The sequence below is a fragment of the Geodermatophilus sp. SYSU D00703 genome, assembly GCF_054050155.1.
This window is the reverse complement of the sequence record NZ_JBJGYU010000002.1, coordinates 113,748-130,438: the sequence shown is the minus strand read 5'-3', so window position 1 is coordinate 130,438 and position 16,691 is coordinate 113,748. Positions and strand designations below refer to the sequence as shown.

At 76.3% G+C, this 16,691-nt stretch carries 15 protein-coding genes; 10 read left to right on the top strand and 5 right to left on the bottom strand.

All coding sequences use genetic code 11. The features are described from left to right. Positions 1-135: 135 nt before the first annotated feature. Complete coding sequence (locus ACI782_RS04125; protein WP_456906377.1) at positions 136-1,710, top strand: CYTH and CHAD domain-containing protein; 1,575 nt, start codon at positions 136-138, stop codon at positions 1,708-1,710. Between the two features lie 76 nt (positions 1,711-1,786). Continuing rightward, positions 1,787-2,980 carry a metallophosphoesterase gene (locus ACI782_RS04120; RefSeq protein ID WP_456906375.1) on the top strand — a complete coding sequence of 398 codons (1,194 nt, stop codon included), beginning with the start codon at positions 1,787-1,789 and terminating at the stop codon, positions 2,978-2,980. A gap of 55 nt (positions 2,981-3,035) precedes the next feature. On the opposite strand, the gene ACI782_RS04115 is transcribed toward ACI782_RS04120, so the two are convergent. Continuing rightward, positions 3,036-3,608 (bottom strand): helix-turn-helix domain-containing protein, encoded by a 573-nt coding sequence (locus ACI782_RS04115; protein WP_456906373.1) that lies wholly within the window; start codon positions 3,606-3,608, stop codon positions 3,036-3,038. 100 nt (positions 3,609-3,708) lie between these two features. Between ACI782_RS04115 and ACI782_RS04110 the strand changes: the two genes are divergently transcribed. From ACI782_RS04110 to ACI782_RS04095, 4 genes are all read left to right on the top strand, one after another. After that, complete coding sequence (locus tag ACI782_RS04110) at positions 3,709-3,978, top strand: DUF167 domain-containing protein (protein ID WP_456906371.1); 270 nt, start codon at positions 3,709-3,711, stop codon at positions 3,976-3,978. A gap of 51 nt (positions 3,979-4,029) precedes the next feature. After that, on the top strand, positions 4,030-4,770 hold the full coding sequence (locus ACI782_RS04105) for a GntR family transcriptional regulator (protein WP_456906369.1): 741 nt from the start codon (positions 4,030-4,032) through the stop codon (positions 4,768-4,770). Between the two features lie 34 nt (positions 4,771-4,804). Continuing rightward, positions 4,805-5,275, top strand: a complete 471-nt coding sequence (locus tag ACI782_RS04100) for an SRPBCC family protein (protein WP_456906367.1) — start codon at positions 4,805-4,807, stop codon at positions 5,273-5,275. Positions 5,276-5,382: 107 nt separating this feature from the next. Then, positions 5,383-5,652 (top strand): GlsB/YeaQ/YmgE family stress response membrane protein, encoded by a 270-nt coding sequence (locus ACI782_RS04095; RefSeq protein WP_456906365.1) that lies wholly within the window; start codon positions 5,383-5,385, stop codon positions 5,650-5,652. A gap of 28 nt (positions 5,653-5,680) precedes the next feature. On the opposite strand, the gene ACI782_RS04090 is transcribed toward ACI782_RS04095, so the two are convergent. Further along, on the bottom strand, positions 5,681-6,319 hold the full coding sequence (locus tag ACI782_RS04090; protein WP_456906363.1) for an MBL fold metallo-hydrolase: 639 nt from the start codon (positions 6,317-6,319) through the stop codon (positions 5,681-5,683). Positions 6,320-6,436: 117 nt separating this feature from the next. Here ACI782_RS04090 and ACI782_RS04085 point away from each other — a divergent pair, with 117 nt between their 5' ends. Then, positions 6,437-6,667, top strand: coding sequence for a hypothetical protein (locus ACI782_RS04085; RefSeq protein ID WP_456906361.1), 231 nt, complete (start codon positions 6,437-6,439; stop codon positions 6,665-6,667). 46 nt (positions 6,668-6,713) lie between these two features. Here the strand turns inward: ACI782_RS04085 and ACI782_RS04080 are convergent, their stop codons facing one another. Next, positions 6,714-9,272, bottom strand: a complete 2,559-nt coding sequence (locus tag ACI782_RS04080; protein ID WP_456906359.1) for a LuxR C-terminal-related transcriptional regulator — start codon at positions 9,270-9,272, stop codon at positions 6,714-6,716. Then, positions 9,269-11,191 carry an Hsp70 family protein gene (locus tag ACI782_RS04075; protein ID WP_456906357.1) on the bottom strand — a complete coding sequence of 641 codons (1,923 nt, stop codon included), beginning with the start codon at positions 11,189-11,191 and terminating at the stop codon, positions 9,269-9,271. Before ACI782_RS04075 ends, ACI782_RS04080 begins: the two co-directional genes overlap by 4 nt. A gap of 299 nt (positions 11,192-11,490) precedes the next feature. On the opposite strand from ACI782_RS04075, the gene ACI782_RS04070 reads away from it, so the two are divergent. The 3 genes from ACI782_RS04070 (at position 11,491) to ACI782_RS04060 (ending at position 16,140) form a co-directional block, all read left to right on the top strand. Beyond that, positions 11,491-12,642: an IniB N-terminal domain-containing protein gene (locus tag ACI782_RS04070; RefSeq protein ID WP_456906355.1), complete on the top strand. Its 1,152-nt coding sequence runs from the start codon at positions 11,491-11,493 to the stop codon at positions 12,640-12,642. A 109-nt stretch (positions 12,643-12,751) separates the two neighbouring features. Beyond that, on the top strand, positions 12,752-14,563 hold the full coding sequence (locus ACI782_RS04065; protein WP_456906353.1) for a dynamin family protein: 1,812 nt from the start codon (positions 12,752-12,754) through the stop codon (positions 14,561-14,563). Next, complete coding sequence (locus ACI782_RS04060; RefSeq protein ID WP_456906351.1) at positions 14,560-16,140, top strand: dynamin family protein; 1,581 nt, start codon at positions 14,560-14,562, stop codon at positions 16,138-16,140. Before ACI782_RS04065 ends, ACI782_RS04060 begins: the two co-directional genes overlap by 4 nt. Here ACI782_RS04060 and ACI782_RS04055 read toward each other — a convergent pair. Next, a complete protein-coding gene (locus tag ACI782_RS04055; protein WP_456906349.1) occupies positions 16,045-16,485 on the bottom strand; it encodes a hypothetical protein in 441 nt (146 codons plus the stop codon). The two genes, ACI782_RS04060 and ACI782_RS04055, sit on opposite strands and share 96 nt — an antisense overlap. Positions 16,486-16,691: the final 206 nt, after the last annotated feature.

The window sequence follows — 16,691 nt, the reverse complement described above, 5'->3', positions numbered from 1 at the left end:
GCTCCCTCCGGGCAGGAGGCCCCGACGGGGCGCTCTCCTCCGCGGGGAGCGTGCCCAGCCCGGCCCTCCGGCGAACATGGACCCGTGGTCGGCAGGAGTGCTGACCAGCCCGGACCTGCCTTACCGTGAGCAGTCGTGACCACCGAGCACCTGGAGATCGAGCGCAAGTTCGAGGCCGACGACGCCTTCAGGCTGCCGAGCCTCGAGGTGGACGGCGTGGCCGCGGTCGGTGCGCCCGACGAGCACGAGCTCGAGGCCACCTACTTCGACACCCCCGACCTGCGGCTGCTGCGCTCCCGCGTCACCCTGCGGCGGCGTACCGGTGGCTCGGACGCCGGCTGGCACGTGAAGCTGCCCGCCTCCGCCGGCGCCCGTCGCGAGCTGCACCAGCCCCTCGGGCGGGCCGGCCGCACGGTGCCCAAGGCGGTCGTCGCACCCGTCCTCGGCCTCCTGGGGACGGCGTCCCCCGGCCCGGTCGCCACCCTCCGCACCCGCCGCGTCGTGCACCGCCTGCTCGACGGTGAGCAGCGGGTGCTCGCCGAGGTCGCCGACGACAGCGTCGTCGGCACCGCACTGGCGGCGAACGACGGTGAGCCGGCGACGATCACCACCTGGCGGGAGGTCGAGGTCGAGCTGGTCGACGGCGACGAGGCCCTGCTGGAGGCGGTCACCGAACGGCTGGTCGCGGCCGGCGCCCGGGTCTCGGACGTGCCGTCGAAGGTCGGCCGGGTGCTCGACGGCCGGGTCCAGGCGGAGGGGGTCCGCACGGCGGCGCCCGCCGCCACGACGAGCACGAAGGGCAAGAAGGGCAAGAAGGGCAAGAAGAAGGGGCCCTCCGCCGGGGACGTCGTCCTGGCCGCCCTGGCCGCCCAGCTGACCGCGCTGCGCGAGGCCGACCTCGCCGTCCGTACCGAACAGCCCGAGGGCGTGCACGACGTGCGGGTCGCCTGCCGCCGGCTGCGCAGCATCACGGCCGCCTTCCGGCCGGTGCTGGACCGCGAGCAGACGGACCCGCTGCGCGAGGAGCTGCGCTGGGTGGGCGAGCAGTTGTCCGCCGCCCGGGACGGCGAGGTCGCCCTCCAGCACCTGCGCGAGCTGGCCCAGGCCCAGCCGGGAGAGCTGGTGCTCGGGCCGGTCGTCGCCCGCATCCAGCAGACCACCGTCAAGGACCACGAGGCCGGCTCGCGGAAGGTCATCCGCGCCCTCAGCGACTCCCGCTACCTGCGCCTGCTCGACGCCCTCGACGCCCTGCTGGCCGATCCTCGGCTCGCCGACGCCGCGGCGGCCCCGGCCCCGGCGGTGCTCGCCGACGCCGTCCGGCGGACCGGCAAGCGCCTGCGCCGGGCGGTCGACAGGGCCCGGGACCTCGAGGGTGCCGACCGGGAGCACGCGCTGCACGACGCCCGCAAGGCAGCCAAGCGCGTCCGCTACACCGCCGAGGTGGCCTCCGACGTGCTCGGCGCCCCCGCCGCGGAGCTGGTCGACGTGATGAAGACGGTCCAGGACGTACTGGGTGCCTCGCAGGACACCGTCGTCACCCGGGAGTACTGCACCCGCCTGGGTAACGCCGCCTTCGCCGCGGGCGAGAACGCCTGGACCTACGGCCGGCTGCACGGCCTGGAGGAGGCCCGCGCCGCGGCCGCCCAGGCGGAGTTCTGGACGATCGAGCCGTCCCTGCGCCGCGCCGTCCGCGCCGCCGGCCGGGCCTGACGCCCGCCGGTTCCGCGAGAGACCGAGAAACGAGGCCCCCCTGTCCCTCATCGGCCTGCTCGGCTTCGGCACGGTCGTGCTGCTGGCCCTCGTCCTGTTGCACGGCTTCCTGTGGTGGCGGCTGGTCCGCAGCACCACGCGACCGGGACCGGTCCGCCGCCGGCTCACCCTGGCCACCGTCGTCCTCGCCCTGTTGCCGGCCGGGGCGGTGCTCCTGCGCCGCGAGGACTCCGCCGCCGCCACGGTGCTCGCCTGGATCGGCTTCAGCTGGCTGGGCATCGCCTTCTACCTGTTCCTGGCGCTGCTGGTGCTCGAGCCGGTCCGCCTGGTGCTGGGGAGGCGGATCCGCCGGCCGCAGCCCGAACCCGTCGCCGCCGGGACGTCGGCACCGACGCTCCCCGAGGCCGCGGCGGACGACGACGTCCCCGACCCGTCCCGGCGGCTGCTGCTGGCCCGCGGGCTGGCCGTCACCGCCGGGGTGGTCGCCCTCGGGACGGCGGGCACCGGCGCCTACCTGGCCAACTCGACGCCCGTCGTCCGCCGCGTGCCGGTGACGCTGGCCGGGCTGGACCCGGCGCTGGACGGCCTGCGGATCGTCACCTTCTCCGACGGCCACCTGTCGTCGACCTACGGCGGGCGGCGGTTCGAGCGGCTGGTGGAGGTGGTCAACGCCCAGCGCCCGGACGTCGTGGCGATCGTCGGCGACCTCGTCGACGGGGACGTCGCCGAGCTGCGCGAGGACGTCGCCCCGCTGGCCGACCTGGTCAGCGAGCAGGGGGTCTACTTCGTCACCGGCAACCACGAGTACTTCGTCGACACCACCGCCTGGCTGGACCACCTGCCGAGCCTGGGCGTGCAGGTCCTGCGCAACGAGCGGGTCGCCATCCGCCGCGGCGGCGCCGCCTTCGACCTGGCCGGCATCGACGACCGGACGGCCGCGCGCTCCGGCGTCCCCGGCCACCGGGCCGACCTCGACGCCGCGCTGGACGGCCGGGACGACGCCGTCCCGCTGGTGCTGATGGCCCACCAGCCGTGGATGGTCGACCAGGCCGCCGCCGCGGGCGTCGACCTGCAGCTGTCCGGCCACACCCACGGCGGGCAGCTGTGGCCGTTCGACTACGCCATCCGGCTCGACCAGCCGGCGGTCGAGGGGCTGTCCCGGGTCGGGGACACCCAGCTCTACGTGACCACCGGCGCCGGCTACTGGGGCCCGCCGATGCGGATCGGCGCGCGGCCGGAGGTCGCCGTCGTGGAGCTGCGGGTGCCCTGAGCGGCTCTGCGTCCGGCCGGCTCCGCCGGGCGGGAGCGGACGAGACGACCTGGTCCTACAGCTCGCGCAGGGCGGCGAGCACCTGCTCCGCGACCTGCTCGAGCGGCACCCGGCCGTCGGCCTCGGCCCAGCGGAGCAGGATCTGGGTGTAGGCGGACAGGCTCGCCGCCACCACGACGTCCGGGAGGCAGGTGGTCGCCTCCTCGTCGGTCACCAGTTCGAGCACCATCTCGGCGGTGGCCCGCTCGAAGGTCGCCGCACGGGTGCGCAGGCCCGGGTTCCGGACGACGATCCGCCACCGGTCGAGGAGTTCCTCGCGCTCCTGCCCCTCGTAGCTGGCCAGCCAGCCGAGGATCCCCTGGCGCAGCCGCTCGGCGATGGACAGTCGCGGGTCCTGCGCGAGGAGCACCTTCTCGATGTCGCTGGGCTGCGGCATCGGCAGGACGATGTGCTCCTTGCTGGGGTAGTGGTCGTAGAAGGTCGGGACCGAGACCCCCGCGGCGGCGACGATGTGGGCGACGGTGACCTCGTCGAAGCCGCGCTCCTGGAACAGCCGCATGGCACAGGCGTAGATCCGCCGATGGGTCTCCCGGCGGCGCCGGGCACGGGCGTCCTGCGACACGCTCACAACTTGCCATCCCCTGGGCATCCCGCGCCGGGGATGCGACGCCCCATGGTGCTTTCGGCTCAACCATCTCATCCCGTCGGGTGCACGGGACACTGGCGGGGTGCGCGTGACGATCCGGGTGCGCCCCGGAGCGGGCCGGACGGCGGTCGGCGGGGCCCACGACGGTGCGCTCGTCGTCCGGGTGGCGGCGCGGCCGGTGGAGGGGCAGGCCACCGAGGCGGCTCTGGCCGCCGTGGCGGCGGCTCTCGGCGTGCGGCGGCGGCAGGTCGCCCTGGTCACCGGGGCCACCAGCCGGACCAAGGTGGTGGAGGTGGAGGGCGCGGACCCCGCCCGGCTGGCCGCTCTGCTGGGGGAAGACCCGACCGGTTGAGACAGACGTCTCAGACGACCAGACGTCTACTCGTCCAGTACCTTTGCTGCCGTGACCAGTGCCGTGTCGGGACCGAAGTACCTGTCGGTCCGCGAGCACCTGCGCCGCCGGGTGTCCGCGCTCCCCGAGCACACGCTGCTGCCCCCTGAACCGGTCCTCTGCGCCGAGTACGGGGTCAGCCGGATCACGCTGCGCCGCGCCGTCGACGGCCTGGTCGCCGACGGCCACCTCGTGCGCGAGCAGGGCCGCGGCACCTACGTGACCCGCCCCGCCATCCGGCACGAGTACCGCGAGAGCTTCGTGCACCGCATCGCCGGGTTCAGCTCGGTGATGACCGAGCAGGGCGCCCAGGTGGGCACCACGGTGCTCACCCAGCGGATCGTGCCGGTGCAGCCGCCGGTCGCGGCCGAGCTGGGCCTGGAGCCCGCGACCGACGTCGTGGAACTGGTCCGGCTGCGCAGCCTCGACGGCGTGCCCAACCACGTGGCGCACAGCTTCATGGCCGCCTCGACCTACCCGCGGGCCGCCGACGCGGACTTCAGCGAGGGGTCGCTCTACGACTTCCTGCGGCGCGAGTACTCCGCCGACCTGGCTCACGCGCGGATCGTCGTCGACGTCGGGACGGCGGCGCCGGACGAGGCCGACGTCCTCGGCGTGGTGGCGGGGTCGCCGCTGCTCGTCGTCCGGACGACGGTGCGCGACAGCTCCGGCCAGCCGCAGGTGCACAGCTTCTCGCGGCTGCGCCCGGACGTCAGCCAGGTGGAGTTCGAGGTCTCCGTCGGCGGCCGGTGAACGCGTGCCCGGGCGCCGACTACCGTCGTCGGGGATGACCACCGCCAGCGGCAGCCGCGAGGTGCCCTTCGACCGCGCCCGGGTGTGGCGCGCCCTCGCCGTCCTCGCCCCGTACTGCACCGTCTGCGACGTCTCCTACGTCGTCGACGGCACGGGCGCCCCGGGCGTGGGGACGACGTTCGTCTGCGTGCCGGGCCGGCTGCAGGCCGATGCGCAGCCGCCGGCCGGGGCGCCACGGGGCGAGATCGTGGAGTGGGAGCCCGAGCGGGCGGTCGCCACCCGGTTGGAGCTCACCCCGGAGACCTGGACGACCCGCGTCGAGCTGGCCGACGTCGGCGCCGGCGCGACCCGCGTCACCATCACGATCACCCACGAGCCCCGGGAGGGCGGCCGGCTGATCCGGCGGCTGCAGCGCGGCGCGGTCCGGCAGATGGTGCAGCGGACCGTCGACGGCGAGCTGGAGAAGCTGTCCGCGCACGTGGACGTGTTGTCCCCAACTGAGTGAAGGTCACGATCGGGTGACCTGCAGGTGTGCCGCGGTGATCTTGGGGTAGCCACCTGGTCGACCGGGTGCGCCGTCTGGGGCGCGCCCGAGGACGCAAGGAGGAAGACGTGCAGATCCTCGGTCTCATCGTGGTCGGCCTGATCATCGGGGCGCTGGCCCGCCTCATCAAGCCGGGCAAGCAGCGGCTGAGCATCCTCATGACCCTGGTCCTGGGCGTCGTCGGCGCGCTGATCGGGGGCGTCGTCGCGAGCCTGCTGGGAACCGGTGACATCTTCGAGCTGAACGTGCTCGGATTCATCGTCGCGGTGATCGCCGCGGTGCTGCTCATCGGCGTCGCCGAGGGCCTGTCGGGCGGTCGCAACCGCGCCGTCCGGTGACCCGTGCGCCGGGGGGCCCGGCCGACCCTCAGAGGTCGACCGAGTCCCCCGGGGCCAGGCGGCCGTAGGGGGTGGGCGTGCCGGGGCCGCGCTCGCCCAGCATCCCGCCGTAGACACCCAGCCCCGCCTCGCTGAGCAACCCGTCGTGCACGGCGTACGCCTGGTCGGCGTCCACGGCACGGACGTAGTCGATGACCTCGGAGACCTTCGACCAGGGCGCGTGCACCGGCAGCAGCAGCGTGGGGACCGGCACCTCCGGCACCGTGAGCGCGTCACCGGGGTGGAAGACCTGGCCGTCGACCAGGAACCCGACGTTGGGGATCCGCGGGATGTCGGGGTGGATGACCGCGTGCAGCTCCCCGTGCACGGTCACGTCGAAGCCGGCCACGGTGACCGCGTCGCCGTGGCCGACCACGTGCACCCGCCCGCCCAGCCCGTCGAGCTGACCGGCGACGGAGCGGTTGGTCCACACCTCCAGCCCCGGATCGGCGTCCATCGCCGCACGCAGCGTGTCGGGCGCGAAGTGGTCGAAGTGCTCGTGGGTCACCAGCACGGCACTGGCACCCTCGAGGACGGCCGGGTCGGTGAAGGCGCCGGGGTCGATGACCAGCCGGCGGTCACCCTCGCTGAGGACGACGCAGGCGTGGCCCTGCTTGGTCAGCTCCATGCCCGCATCCTGCCGCGTCGCCGTCGGACCGGCGATCGGGCGTCTCTCTCACCCCTGTGAGGGAGGAGGACCGGCGCAGCCGTGTCCCCGGGGAGTCGCCGTGCCGACCGTGTCCGCATGCGCTCCTCCACCCTCGCTCCCGCCCCCACCGTCGTGCCGGCCCGCAGCCGCGCGCACGGCCCCACCGCCGCCCTGTGGCACGCGGTCGAGCTGCACCGCCCCACCGCCGAGCTCGACGGCGCCTGCGAGCTGACCCTGTGCGGGTCGCTCGCCCGCGTCACCGTCGACGAGCCGTGGCCGACCGCCGCCCGCGACGTCTGCCCTGCCTGCGTCGTCCTCTCCCGCTGAACTCACCCGGCAGATCGGCCCCCTGAAGGGGGCGCAGGCAGGTCCTTCACGCCTCCGCCAGCTCGGCACGCAGGCGCGCCAGCAGGTCCGACCGGTTGCTCGCGCCCAGCCGCTGCCGCATCCGCGACACGTGGTGCTCCACGGTCTTCGCGGAGATGTAGAGCCGGCCGCCGATCTCCCGGTAGGTCTGCCCGGCCACGACCAGCCGGGCCACCTCCCGCTCGCGCTCGCTGAGCGCACCGGTGGGGACCGGCGCCGGCGCGCCCTCCTCGGCCGGACGGGGAGCGGGCGCCGCGGGTGCGGTCTCGCACCCGGCGCTGTCGGCCAGTGACCGGGCGCAGCCCAGCAGCAGCGCCCGGGCCTTCTGGTCGGTCGCCCGCGCCGCGGCCTGGCCGGCCAGGCGGGACCCGTCCCACCCCAGCCCCACCGCGGTGAGCTCCTCCGCCGCCGCCACCACGCCGGCCGCGTCGACGTCCCCGGCCAGCACCCGCATCCAGGCCCGCCCCGCCCGGGCCAGGGTGGCCGCGTGGGGACTGGTCCGCGCCGCCGCGACCAGGGCGGCCGCGTGCGGCCGCAGCCGCTCCGGGTCGTCGGCCAGGATCGCCGCCTGCGCGCCGCTCCAGTGCAGCGACGTCGCCCACAGCTGCGGATCGCCCAACCGCCCCAGCAGCGCCTGCGCCTCGGCGAGGTGCGGGCGGAGCCGGTCGTCGTCCTGCAGCTTGGTCGCGGCGACGACGAGCTCGCCCAGCGGCAGCAGCGTGAACAGGTCCACCGGGTGGCGGACCACCGCCTCCCGCGCGCGCACCCACGCCCGGACCAGCGCCGGCACGTCGCTGCTGCGGCGGGCCAGCCCCACCTCCAGGGCCTGCAGGAACACGTCGTCGCGCGGCTCCAGGGCCGCCGTCCCCTCCCGGGCCGTCGCCATGTGCTCGCGGGCGCGGGTCATGCGGCCGCCCAGCATCGCGATCCAGGCCAGCAGCAACCGGTGCCGGGGCCGGCACGGCGGGCCGCCGAGGTCGGCGTCCACCGCCCGCTGCAGCACCGACTCGGCCACCGCCAGCTCGCCACTGTGCAGCGCGACCAGGGCGGCCAGGGCAGCGGGGGTGTCCACCAGCAGCGCGGTGCGCCCGACCGGCTCCAGCAGCGCCGCGGCCCGCGTGAGGGTGGACAGCGCCGCGCCGGTGTCGTCGGCGGCGTTCTCGCCGGTCCGCAGCGACTGGGTCAGGCCCTGGGCGGTCAGTTCCTCGCTGACCGACAGCATCGTGGGCACCCCGCGGACCGACCGGGCCTCCGCGAGGACGGCGTCGGCCTCCTCCGGCGCCCCGGTCGCCAGCAGGGCCAGCGCCGCCGCACCGGCCCGTTCGGGGCCGGCCAGGCGGCACAGGTCGGCCGCCCGGGCGAGCAGTCCCCGCTGGGCCAGCACGGCCGCGGTGACGCCCGCCGCCCGTGCCCGGTCCGGAGCGGCCGGGTCGGCGAGGGCGGTGTCGGCCCACTGCAGCGCGGCGTCCAGGTCCCCGGCGAGCGCGGCTGCCTGGGCGCGGCGTGCGGCCAGCCCGGCCACCGGCGCGCCGGTCCGCGCGGCCTCGCCCAGCAGCTGCCCGGCCAGCGCGGGGTCGGTGGCCAGCGCCGCCTCCCCGTGCCGCTCCAGCAGCCGCGCCGCGCGCGGGTCGCGCACCCGCTCGGCGGCCAGCCGCCGGGCCAGCTCCACCGGTTCCTCCCCGCGCTCGAGCAGCAGCGCCAGCAGCTGCCGGCGGATCCGGCGGGTGATGTCGGGCGGGGTGGTCGAGAGCAGCACCTGCGCGACGACCGGCACCACCGCACCGCCGCCCAGCAGCAGGCCGCTCGCCCGCGCGGCGCTGATCAGCTCGGCCGCGTCCAGCGGCGGGACGCCCAGGAGATCGCCGAGCACCTCGTCGTCCAGAGGAGCGCCGGCGGCGACGGCGTGCAGCAGCGCGCGGGTCCCCTCGTCGACCGACGCGAGGCCGGCGCGGGCCCGGTCGCCGACCTCCTCCGGCACTCCCAGCCGGGCCGGCTGCCCCGCCGCGGCCGGCCCGCGCCGGGTCAGCGACCGCAGCAGCGGGTGGACCAGCGCGGGGAGCCCGCCGGTCTGCGCCAGGACGGCGTCGACCAGCCCCGGGGACGCCTCCTGCCCCAGGTGCTCCCGGGCCCAGGTGCGGACCTGGGCCCGGTCGGCGTGCCCCAGCGCGACGGCGCGCCGGCCGGGACCGAGCTCGGCCAGCACCGCGGTCAGCGGCCGCGGGCGCGGCCAGGGGCGGTAGGCGATCGAGATCCGGGCCCCGGGGTGGCGCAGCAGGTCGATCAGCCCGGCCGCGGCCGCCTCGGTCAGCCGGTGGGCGTCGTCGACCACGACGGCGAAGGCGTCCGGGAGATCGGCGGGGCCGGCCGGTGCCCTGTCGAGGACCGGCAGCCCCGCCCGCCGGTGGGCCGCAGCCAGCTCGGTGAGCAGCCGCGTCTTCCCCGTCCCCCCGGGACCCTGCACGGTCAGGGGGACGGCGGGGCGGCCGGCGGGACCGGCCAGCTCGCGCGCGACGTCCGCCCCGCAGTCGGCCAGGAGCGTCCCGCCGGCGCCGATGTCGGCGATCACAGCGCCTCGACCACGGAGCCGGCCGCGTCGACGGGCGACGGCGCCGGGTCGGGAACGGGCTCCGGCTCGGGCGCGGGGTCTGGCTCCGGCTCGGGGTCGGGAACCGGGTCGGGCACGGGGTCCGGCTCGGTGACCGGAGCCGGGTCGGTCGGCGGGGTCGTGGTCGGGGGGTCGCTGGGCGGGGTGGACGTCGGGGGGTCGCTCGGGGGCGTCGTGGGCGGCGGGTCGGTGGTGGGCGGCGTGGTCGTCGGCGGGGGCTCGGTGGTGCCCTGGCCGGTCGTCGGCGGCGGCGTCGAGCCTCGAGCCGGCGGTCGCGTCGTCCCGCCGCCGGGGGAGGGGGTGGAGCCGGTCGTGCGGGGGGTGTCGGCCGCGCTGGTGCCCGTGGCCGCCCGGGTGCCCTGCGTCGCCGTGGTGACCGCGGCGCCGAGCCCGGCGCCGGGCAGCACGCTGCCGGGGTCGACCGCCGGTGCGGGGCCCGAGCCCGCGCCCTGGCCGCGCCCCTCGGCCTCGGGGGTGGGTGAGGTGCCGTCAACGGTCGCGCTGCCCGAGGCGACGACGTCGCCGTCCTGCGCCTCGGCGGCCGTCCCGTCTGTGGGGACGCTCGTCAGGTCCACGCCGATCACGCCGGCGAGGGCCGGGGGCAGCACGACCAGGCCGAGGAAGCCCCCCGCCACGACGGCTCCGCGCCGGAGGCGAGCGCTGCGACGGGTCCGGCCGGGGCGCGGTGCGCCGCCCGGACGCCGGGTCGCGGGGCGCCGCTCGGGGGCGTCGCCGGTCGCGTCCTCGGGCGAGTCCCCGGTCGCGTCCCCGGGCCGGACGGCGGACTCGGGCGGGCCGGCCGGGGCGGCGACGGTCCCCGCAGGGTCCCCGCTCGCGGCGGCGAGCAGCTGCACCGCCAGGAGCGCGTCGGCGGCCAGGACGGCCGCGCCCAGGGCGGGGGTGAGGGCCGGGTCGGGCGCGACGACGAGCGGCCGGCCCAGCTCGCCGGAGAGCACCTCGGCGACCAGCGGGACGCGGACCGCGCCGCCGGCCAGCACGACCGCGTCCAGCTCGGCCGGCTCGACCCCGGCGGTCGCGAGGGCCTCGTCGACGGCCGCCACCGACGCCCGCACGGGGCGGTCGAGGACCTCGTCGAGCTCCTCGCGGGTGAGCCGGACCGGTCCGTCCGGGCCGTCGACCGCCACCAGGACGGTCGTCTCGGTCGACAGTGCCTCCTTGGCCGCGGTGCACGCCGCGCGCAGGGCGCGGGCTGCCGCGGCGTCGGCCGGCGTCCCCACGTACCGGACGACGTGCGCGACGACGGCGTCGTCCACGTCCCCCCCGCCCCAGGGCCGCGGGGCCGGGGGGACCCCCAGGTGCCCCAGCGGCTCGTCTGGGGTGGGGCCGACCACCGCGGTGTCCAGCGTGCCGGCCCCCAGGTCGTAGACGGCGACGGTGGCGTCGGGCGGCAGGTCCCCGCAGGTCACGTGGTGGTGAGCCGCCGCCACCGCGCTGGAGACGAGGGAGAACCGCGGCACGCCGGCGGCCTCGAGCGCCCGGGCGAGCACCGAGCGGCGGTGCCCGCCCCACGACGGCGGCACCGTGACGACGGTCCAGGAGTCCGGCCGCCCCGCGTGCCGGGCGGCCGCCTCGCGGGTGCGCTGCACCGCGCCGGCCGCGAGCTCGGCGGCCCCCACCGGGCGGTCACCCACGTAGACCGGAGCGGGGTCACCCACGCGGGCGAGGACGTGCCCCACCGGGGCCGCCCCCTCGCCGTCCCCGAACGCCACCCGGCCGTCCTCGTCGACGGCCAGCGCGGCCGACCCCTCGACGACCAGCGCCTCTGCGGTCGCCGCACCTCCCTCGTCACTGCCGGACACCGCGGCGGAGATGCCTCCGTCGCCGATGTCGATGCCCAACCCGTACTCGCCGTCGCGCACAGGTGCCCCCTGATCCGCCTTGCACACACCCCGGGGCCCCGTGTGTTCGACCCGCCGGGTCCCGCGAACGTATGACCCGTGCGCACCCTCTGTCCCGCTCGGCACACCCGTCGGACGGGTGCGGACCGTAAGTGGGGGGCGACACCCCGCAGCCCCTAACGGGCTGTCATCGGGCACCCCCTATCGGGGTGATGAGGATGGGGGGATGGGACCCGATGCCGGGGGTGCGCCCCGGTGGGTGGACTGCACTCGCCAGCCGGCCGATGGCGGACCGGCTCCCAGACCCAGGAGTGCCAGCCATGTCGACTCTCGCCAGCTCGTTGCTCGACTTCATCCTCGACCTGTTCCGCGACCCGGAGAAGGCCGCGGCCTACGAGGAGGACCCGCAGGGCGCGCTCGACGCGGCCGGGCTGACCGACGTCAGCCCGGAGGACGTCGACGACCTCATGCCGATGGTCTCGGACTACTCCACGGTCGGTGGCTGGGGTGGGGGCGGTGGCGACTCCTGCGACGGCGACGACGGGCGCCCCTCCGGGGTCTCCTCCGGCCGCGACCGTAACGAGGACGAGGGCGGGCGCCCCTCCGGCGTCTCCTCCGGCCGCGACGAGGACGAGGACGACGACGAGGGCGACGACGAGGGCGAGGACTCGGGCGACAACGGCCACTCCGGCGGCGGTCACGAGACGGTCGTGATCACCCACCTCAAGGAGATCCAGTACACGAACCACGAGACCCACGTCTCGGTCGACGCCTCGCACAGCATCTGGGTGAGCGGCGACGCGCAGGCGATCTTCGGGGACGTCGACGGTGACGTGACCCAGATCGACAACGAGGGCGGCATCGTGGCCGGCGACGACCTGGAGATCGAGGACGCCGAGGTCGAGATCGACAACAGCGACAACTCGGTGAACGACTCGTACAACGAAGACTACGACGTGTCCGGCGACGGCAACGCCGTGGGCCGCGACAACGACGTCGACACCGAGATCGACACCGACATCGACGTGGAGAACTCCGGGAACACGCAGCACGGCGACGGCAACGTCTCGGGCAACGGGAACGACACGGACAACTCCACCGACGTGGACGTCGAGGTCGAGGACTCGTTCAACGAGGACAAGTCCGACAACTCGGTGAACGACTCGTACAACGACAACTCCACCAACAACGACGTGGAGGTCGAGGACTCGTTCAACGACAACTCCACCAACAACGACGTGGAGGTCGAGGACTCCTTCCAGGACAACTCCGACAACTCCACGAACACCGACATCGAGGTCGAGGACTCCTTCCAGGACAACTCCGACAACTCGATCAACGACTCCTTCCAGGCCGACCTCCAGGACTCCTTCACCTCCGAGGACAACGACTTCAACAACAACGACGAGAACGCGTTCGCGGCGGACGAGGCGCTGGCCAACACCGGCCCGGTCGACGTCACCGTCGACTGACCCCGACACACCGACGCACCCGGTCCCGGCTGCCCACGGGGGGCAACCGGGGCCGGGTGCACGGCTGTCGTCCTCACGGGTGGTAAGACCGGGCTCTCAGGAGGTGACCGTGGCCACGTCAGCACAGGTGATCGACCGGGCGCTGGCGCTCGCGGAGGTCTGCGAGCGGCCGGACCTGCACCGGCGGCTGCTGCAGGCGCGGGCGCGCTCGCAGACCCCCGGGGTGCGCGTCCTGGTGGTGGGCGAGCCCAAGCAGGGAAAGAGCTCGCTGGTCAACGCGCTCGTGGGCGCGCCGGTCTGCCCGGTGGCCGACGACGTCGCGACCGTCGTCCCGACGGTGGTCCGGAACGGAGAAGCACCCCGCGCCACTCTCGTGCTGGCCACCGGACCGGCCGGCGAGGCCGGGGACGACGTCCCCACCGAGCGGGTGCCGGTGCCGATCGAGCAGGTCGCCGCCCGGGTGACCGGCCCCGAGGAGCGGCTGGTGCAGGCGGAGGTGGAGCTGCCGCGGCGGCTGCTGGACGGCGGACTGGAGCTCGTCGACACCGCCGGCGTGGGCGGCGTGGGCACGGTGCGGGCGCTCCGGACGGTCGACCTGCTGCCCACCGCGGACGCCGTGCTGCTGGTGTCCGACGCGAGTCAGGAGTTCACCGCCCCGGAGATGGCCTTCCTGGAGCAGGCCCGCGCGCTGTGCCCGACGGTGATCTGCGTCCTCACCAAGACCGACGCCTGCCCGCAGTGGCGCACGATCGTCGAGCTCGACCGCGCCCACCTGGCCGGCCGGGGGGTCGAGGCGCCGCTGTTCGCCGTCTCCTCCGCGCTGGCCCAGCTGGCGGTGCAGCACCGGGACCGCGGGCTCCACGAGGAGTCCGGCATCGGGGCGCTGGTGACCCACCTGCGCCGCGAGGTCGTCGACCGGGCGGAGGTCCTCGCGCGGCGCTCCCTGGTCCACGATCTGGGCGCGGTCACCGACCACCTCGCCCTCGCGGTCCGCTCGGAGCTGGCCGGCCTCGAGGACCCGGCCGGCCGGGAGGAGCTGCTGCGCGGGCTGGAGGAGGCCAAGGCCGCCGCCGACGACCTGCGCCGCCGCTCCTCCCGCTGGCAGCAGGTGCTCGCCGACGGCGTCACCGACCTGATGAGCGACATCGACTTCGACCTGCGCGACCGCTCGCGGGTGGTGACCCGGGAGGCGGAGGAGGCGATCGACGCCCAGGACCCCGGGCCGGCCTGGCCCGAGCTCGCCGAGTGGCTGGACCGGCGGATCGCCGCCGCCGTCGCCGACAGCTACGTCTGGGCCGAGCAGCGGTCGGAGTGGCTGGCCGAGCGGGTGATCGAGCAGTTCGCCCGGGACGGCGGCGCGGCGGTCCCGGCGCTGTCGGTGGGCGCGGCCGGCGACGCCCTGGAGAGCCTGGTCGACCTGCCGGAGATCGACGACGGCGCGATGACCCTGCGGGAGCGGACGCTGATCGGCCTGCGCGGCTCCTACACCGGCGTCCTGATGACCGGGCTGGTGACCAGCCTGGCCGGGATGGCGATCATCAACCCGATCTCGCTGGCCGCCGGCGTCCTGCTCGGCCGCAAGGCGTACAACGACGACAAGAAGCAGCGGGTGCAGCGCCGGCAGTCGGAGGCGAAGGCCGTCGTCCGCCGGCACCTCGACGAGGTGGTGTTCCAGGTCGGCAAGCAGCTCAAGGACCGGCTGCGCACCGTCCAGCGCACCCTGCGCGACCTGATCACCGACACCGCGGAGGAGGTGTCGCGCTCGCTGGCCGACGCCGTCGCCGCCGCCCAGCGGTCGACGAAGGAGGCCACCGCCGAGCGCGACGCCCGCGTCCGCTCGCTGCGGCTGCGGCTGGACCAGCTCGAGCGGCTCGCCGCCGAGGTGCGTCAGCTGGACCGGGCGGCGGTGGCGGTCCCGTGACGCTCTCCGCGCGGCCGACCGTCCTGGACGACGTACGCGGCCTGCTCGACGAGGCGCTCGAGCGGTACGCCGACCGGCCCGACGTCGCCGAGGTGCTCCGGGCGCAGCGGCTGCGGCTGGACGAGCCGCTGCGGCTGGCGCTGGTCGGGCGGGTCAAGTCCGGGAAGTCCACCCTGCTCAACGCGCTCGTCGGTGCCCGGATCGCGCCCACCGACGCCGGCGAGTGCACCCGCGTGGTGACCCTCTACCGGCACGGGGCGACCCCGCGGGTGGTCCTGCACGGCACCGACGGGGAGCGCCGCCCCCTGCCGGTGCGGCGGGCCGACGGCGGCCTGCGCCTGGAGCTCGAGGGCACCCCGCCCGAGGAGGTGGACCGGCTCGTCGTGGAGTGGCCGGCCCCCGACCTGCAGCCGGCCACCGTGGTCGACACGCCCGGCATCTCCTCGCTGTCGACGGACACCAGCGCCCGCACTCGCTCCTTCCTCGACGCCGACCAGGGCCTCTCCGGCGCCGACGCGGTCGTGTTCCTCACCCGCCAGCCCCAGCCCGAGGACCTCGCCGTCCTCGGCGCGTTCCAGGCCGGCACGGCCGCCGGCGCGCACACCACCACGATCACCGTGCTCTCGCGCGCCGACGAGGTCGGTGCCGGGCGCCTGGACGCGCTGCACGCCGCCGGCGCGGTGGCCCGGCGGATGACCGAGGACCCCGCGGTCCGGGCGGTGAGCGCGGCCGTGGTGCCCGTCGCCGGGCTGCTGGCGCTGGCCGCCCGCACCCTGCGGCACGGGGACCACGTCGCGCTGCGCGCCCTCGCCGGCGCCGACCAGGCCTCGGTCGCGGCGATGCTGCTCACGCCCGACCGGTTCTGCCGCCCCGAGGCGCCCGTGCCCGTCGCACCCGACGTCCGCGCCTCGCTGCTGGAGCGGCTGGGGCTGTTCGGCATCCGGCTGTCCCTCACCCTGATCCGGGCCGGCGTGCCCGACGCCTCCGGTCTCGCCGAGGAGCTGCTGCGGCGCAGCGGCCTGGCCGAGCTGCAGCGGCTGATACGGGTCCACCTCACCGACCGCGGGGCCCAGGTGAAGGCCGGGACGGCGCTGCGCCTGCTCCAGGCCGTGCTCGACGAGCACCCGGTGGACGGCGTCGACACGCTGCGCGCCGGGGTGGAGCGGGTCCGCCTGGCCGCACCCGATCTGACCGAGCTGGAGCTGCTCGCGCGCGTGCGATCGGCCGACAGCCCGCTGCCCGAGGAGCGGAGGTCCGACGCCGAGCGCCTGCTGGGGGCCGAGGGGACCGGGCCCGCCGCCCGCCTCGGGCTGCCGGGGGGCACCCCGCACGCCGAGCTGCGGACCGCGGCGCGGGCGGCGCTGGACCGCTGGCGCGCGGTCGCCGGCGACCCGCTGGCCGGCCGCAGCAGCGCCGACGCCGCCGAGGTCGTCGTCCGCTCGTGCGAGGCGCTGCTCGCCGGGCTGGACGGCTGGCGGGGGTCAGCGACGGGCGTCCCGGGCGAAGGCGCGGGCGGAGCGGCCGAGCAGCGGGACGAGGGCGACGACGAACAGGCCGGCGGCGACCACCAGCGCTAGCCGGTCGGTGTCGGCGTCGCCGGCGACCACGCTCTGCGCGACGTCGAGGGCCAGGAGGGTGGGCACCGCGGTCACCACGAGCGCCCAGCGGGCCCACGACCGGGCGCGCAGGAGCAGCCCCACCCACACCAGGGAGACGGCGACCAGGGCGGCGACGCCGGCCAGCACCAGGGCCATCGTGGCGCGCACCCCGTCGGCGACGAGGTCGGCCGACGCCGCGGGGTCCGCGGCGGTGGCCGTCTCGGTCAGCCGGGCCCGCAGCGCCTCGGAGTCCAGCAGCGCGGCGCCCAGGCCGGTCAGCGCCGCCACGCAGCCGGCCCACCACAGAGCGGCGGTGGCGCGCACCGTACCGGGCACCTCCGGCCGGGTACGGCCGATCGGCGGGGCGATGTCACTGGTCGTCGCCGGGCGCGGAGGCGGCGGCGGGAGCTGTGCGGGCGGGAGCTGCGCGGCGACGTTGCCGGTGAGGACGACCCGCCGCGGCTGCGGCCGCCCCGTCTCCGCCGTCCGCGGTGCCGGTGCGGTGCGCGGGGACGGCGACCGGCCTTCCG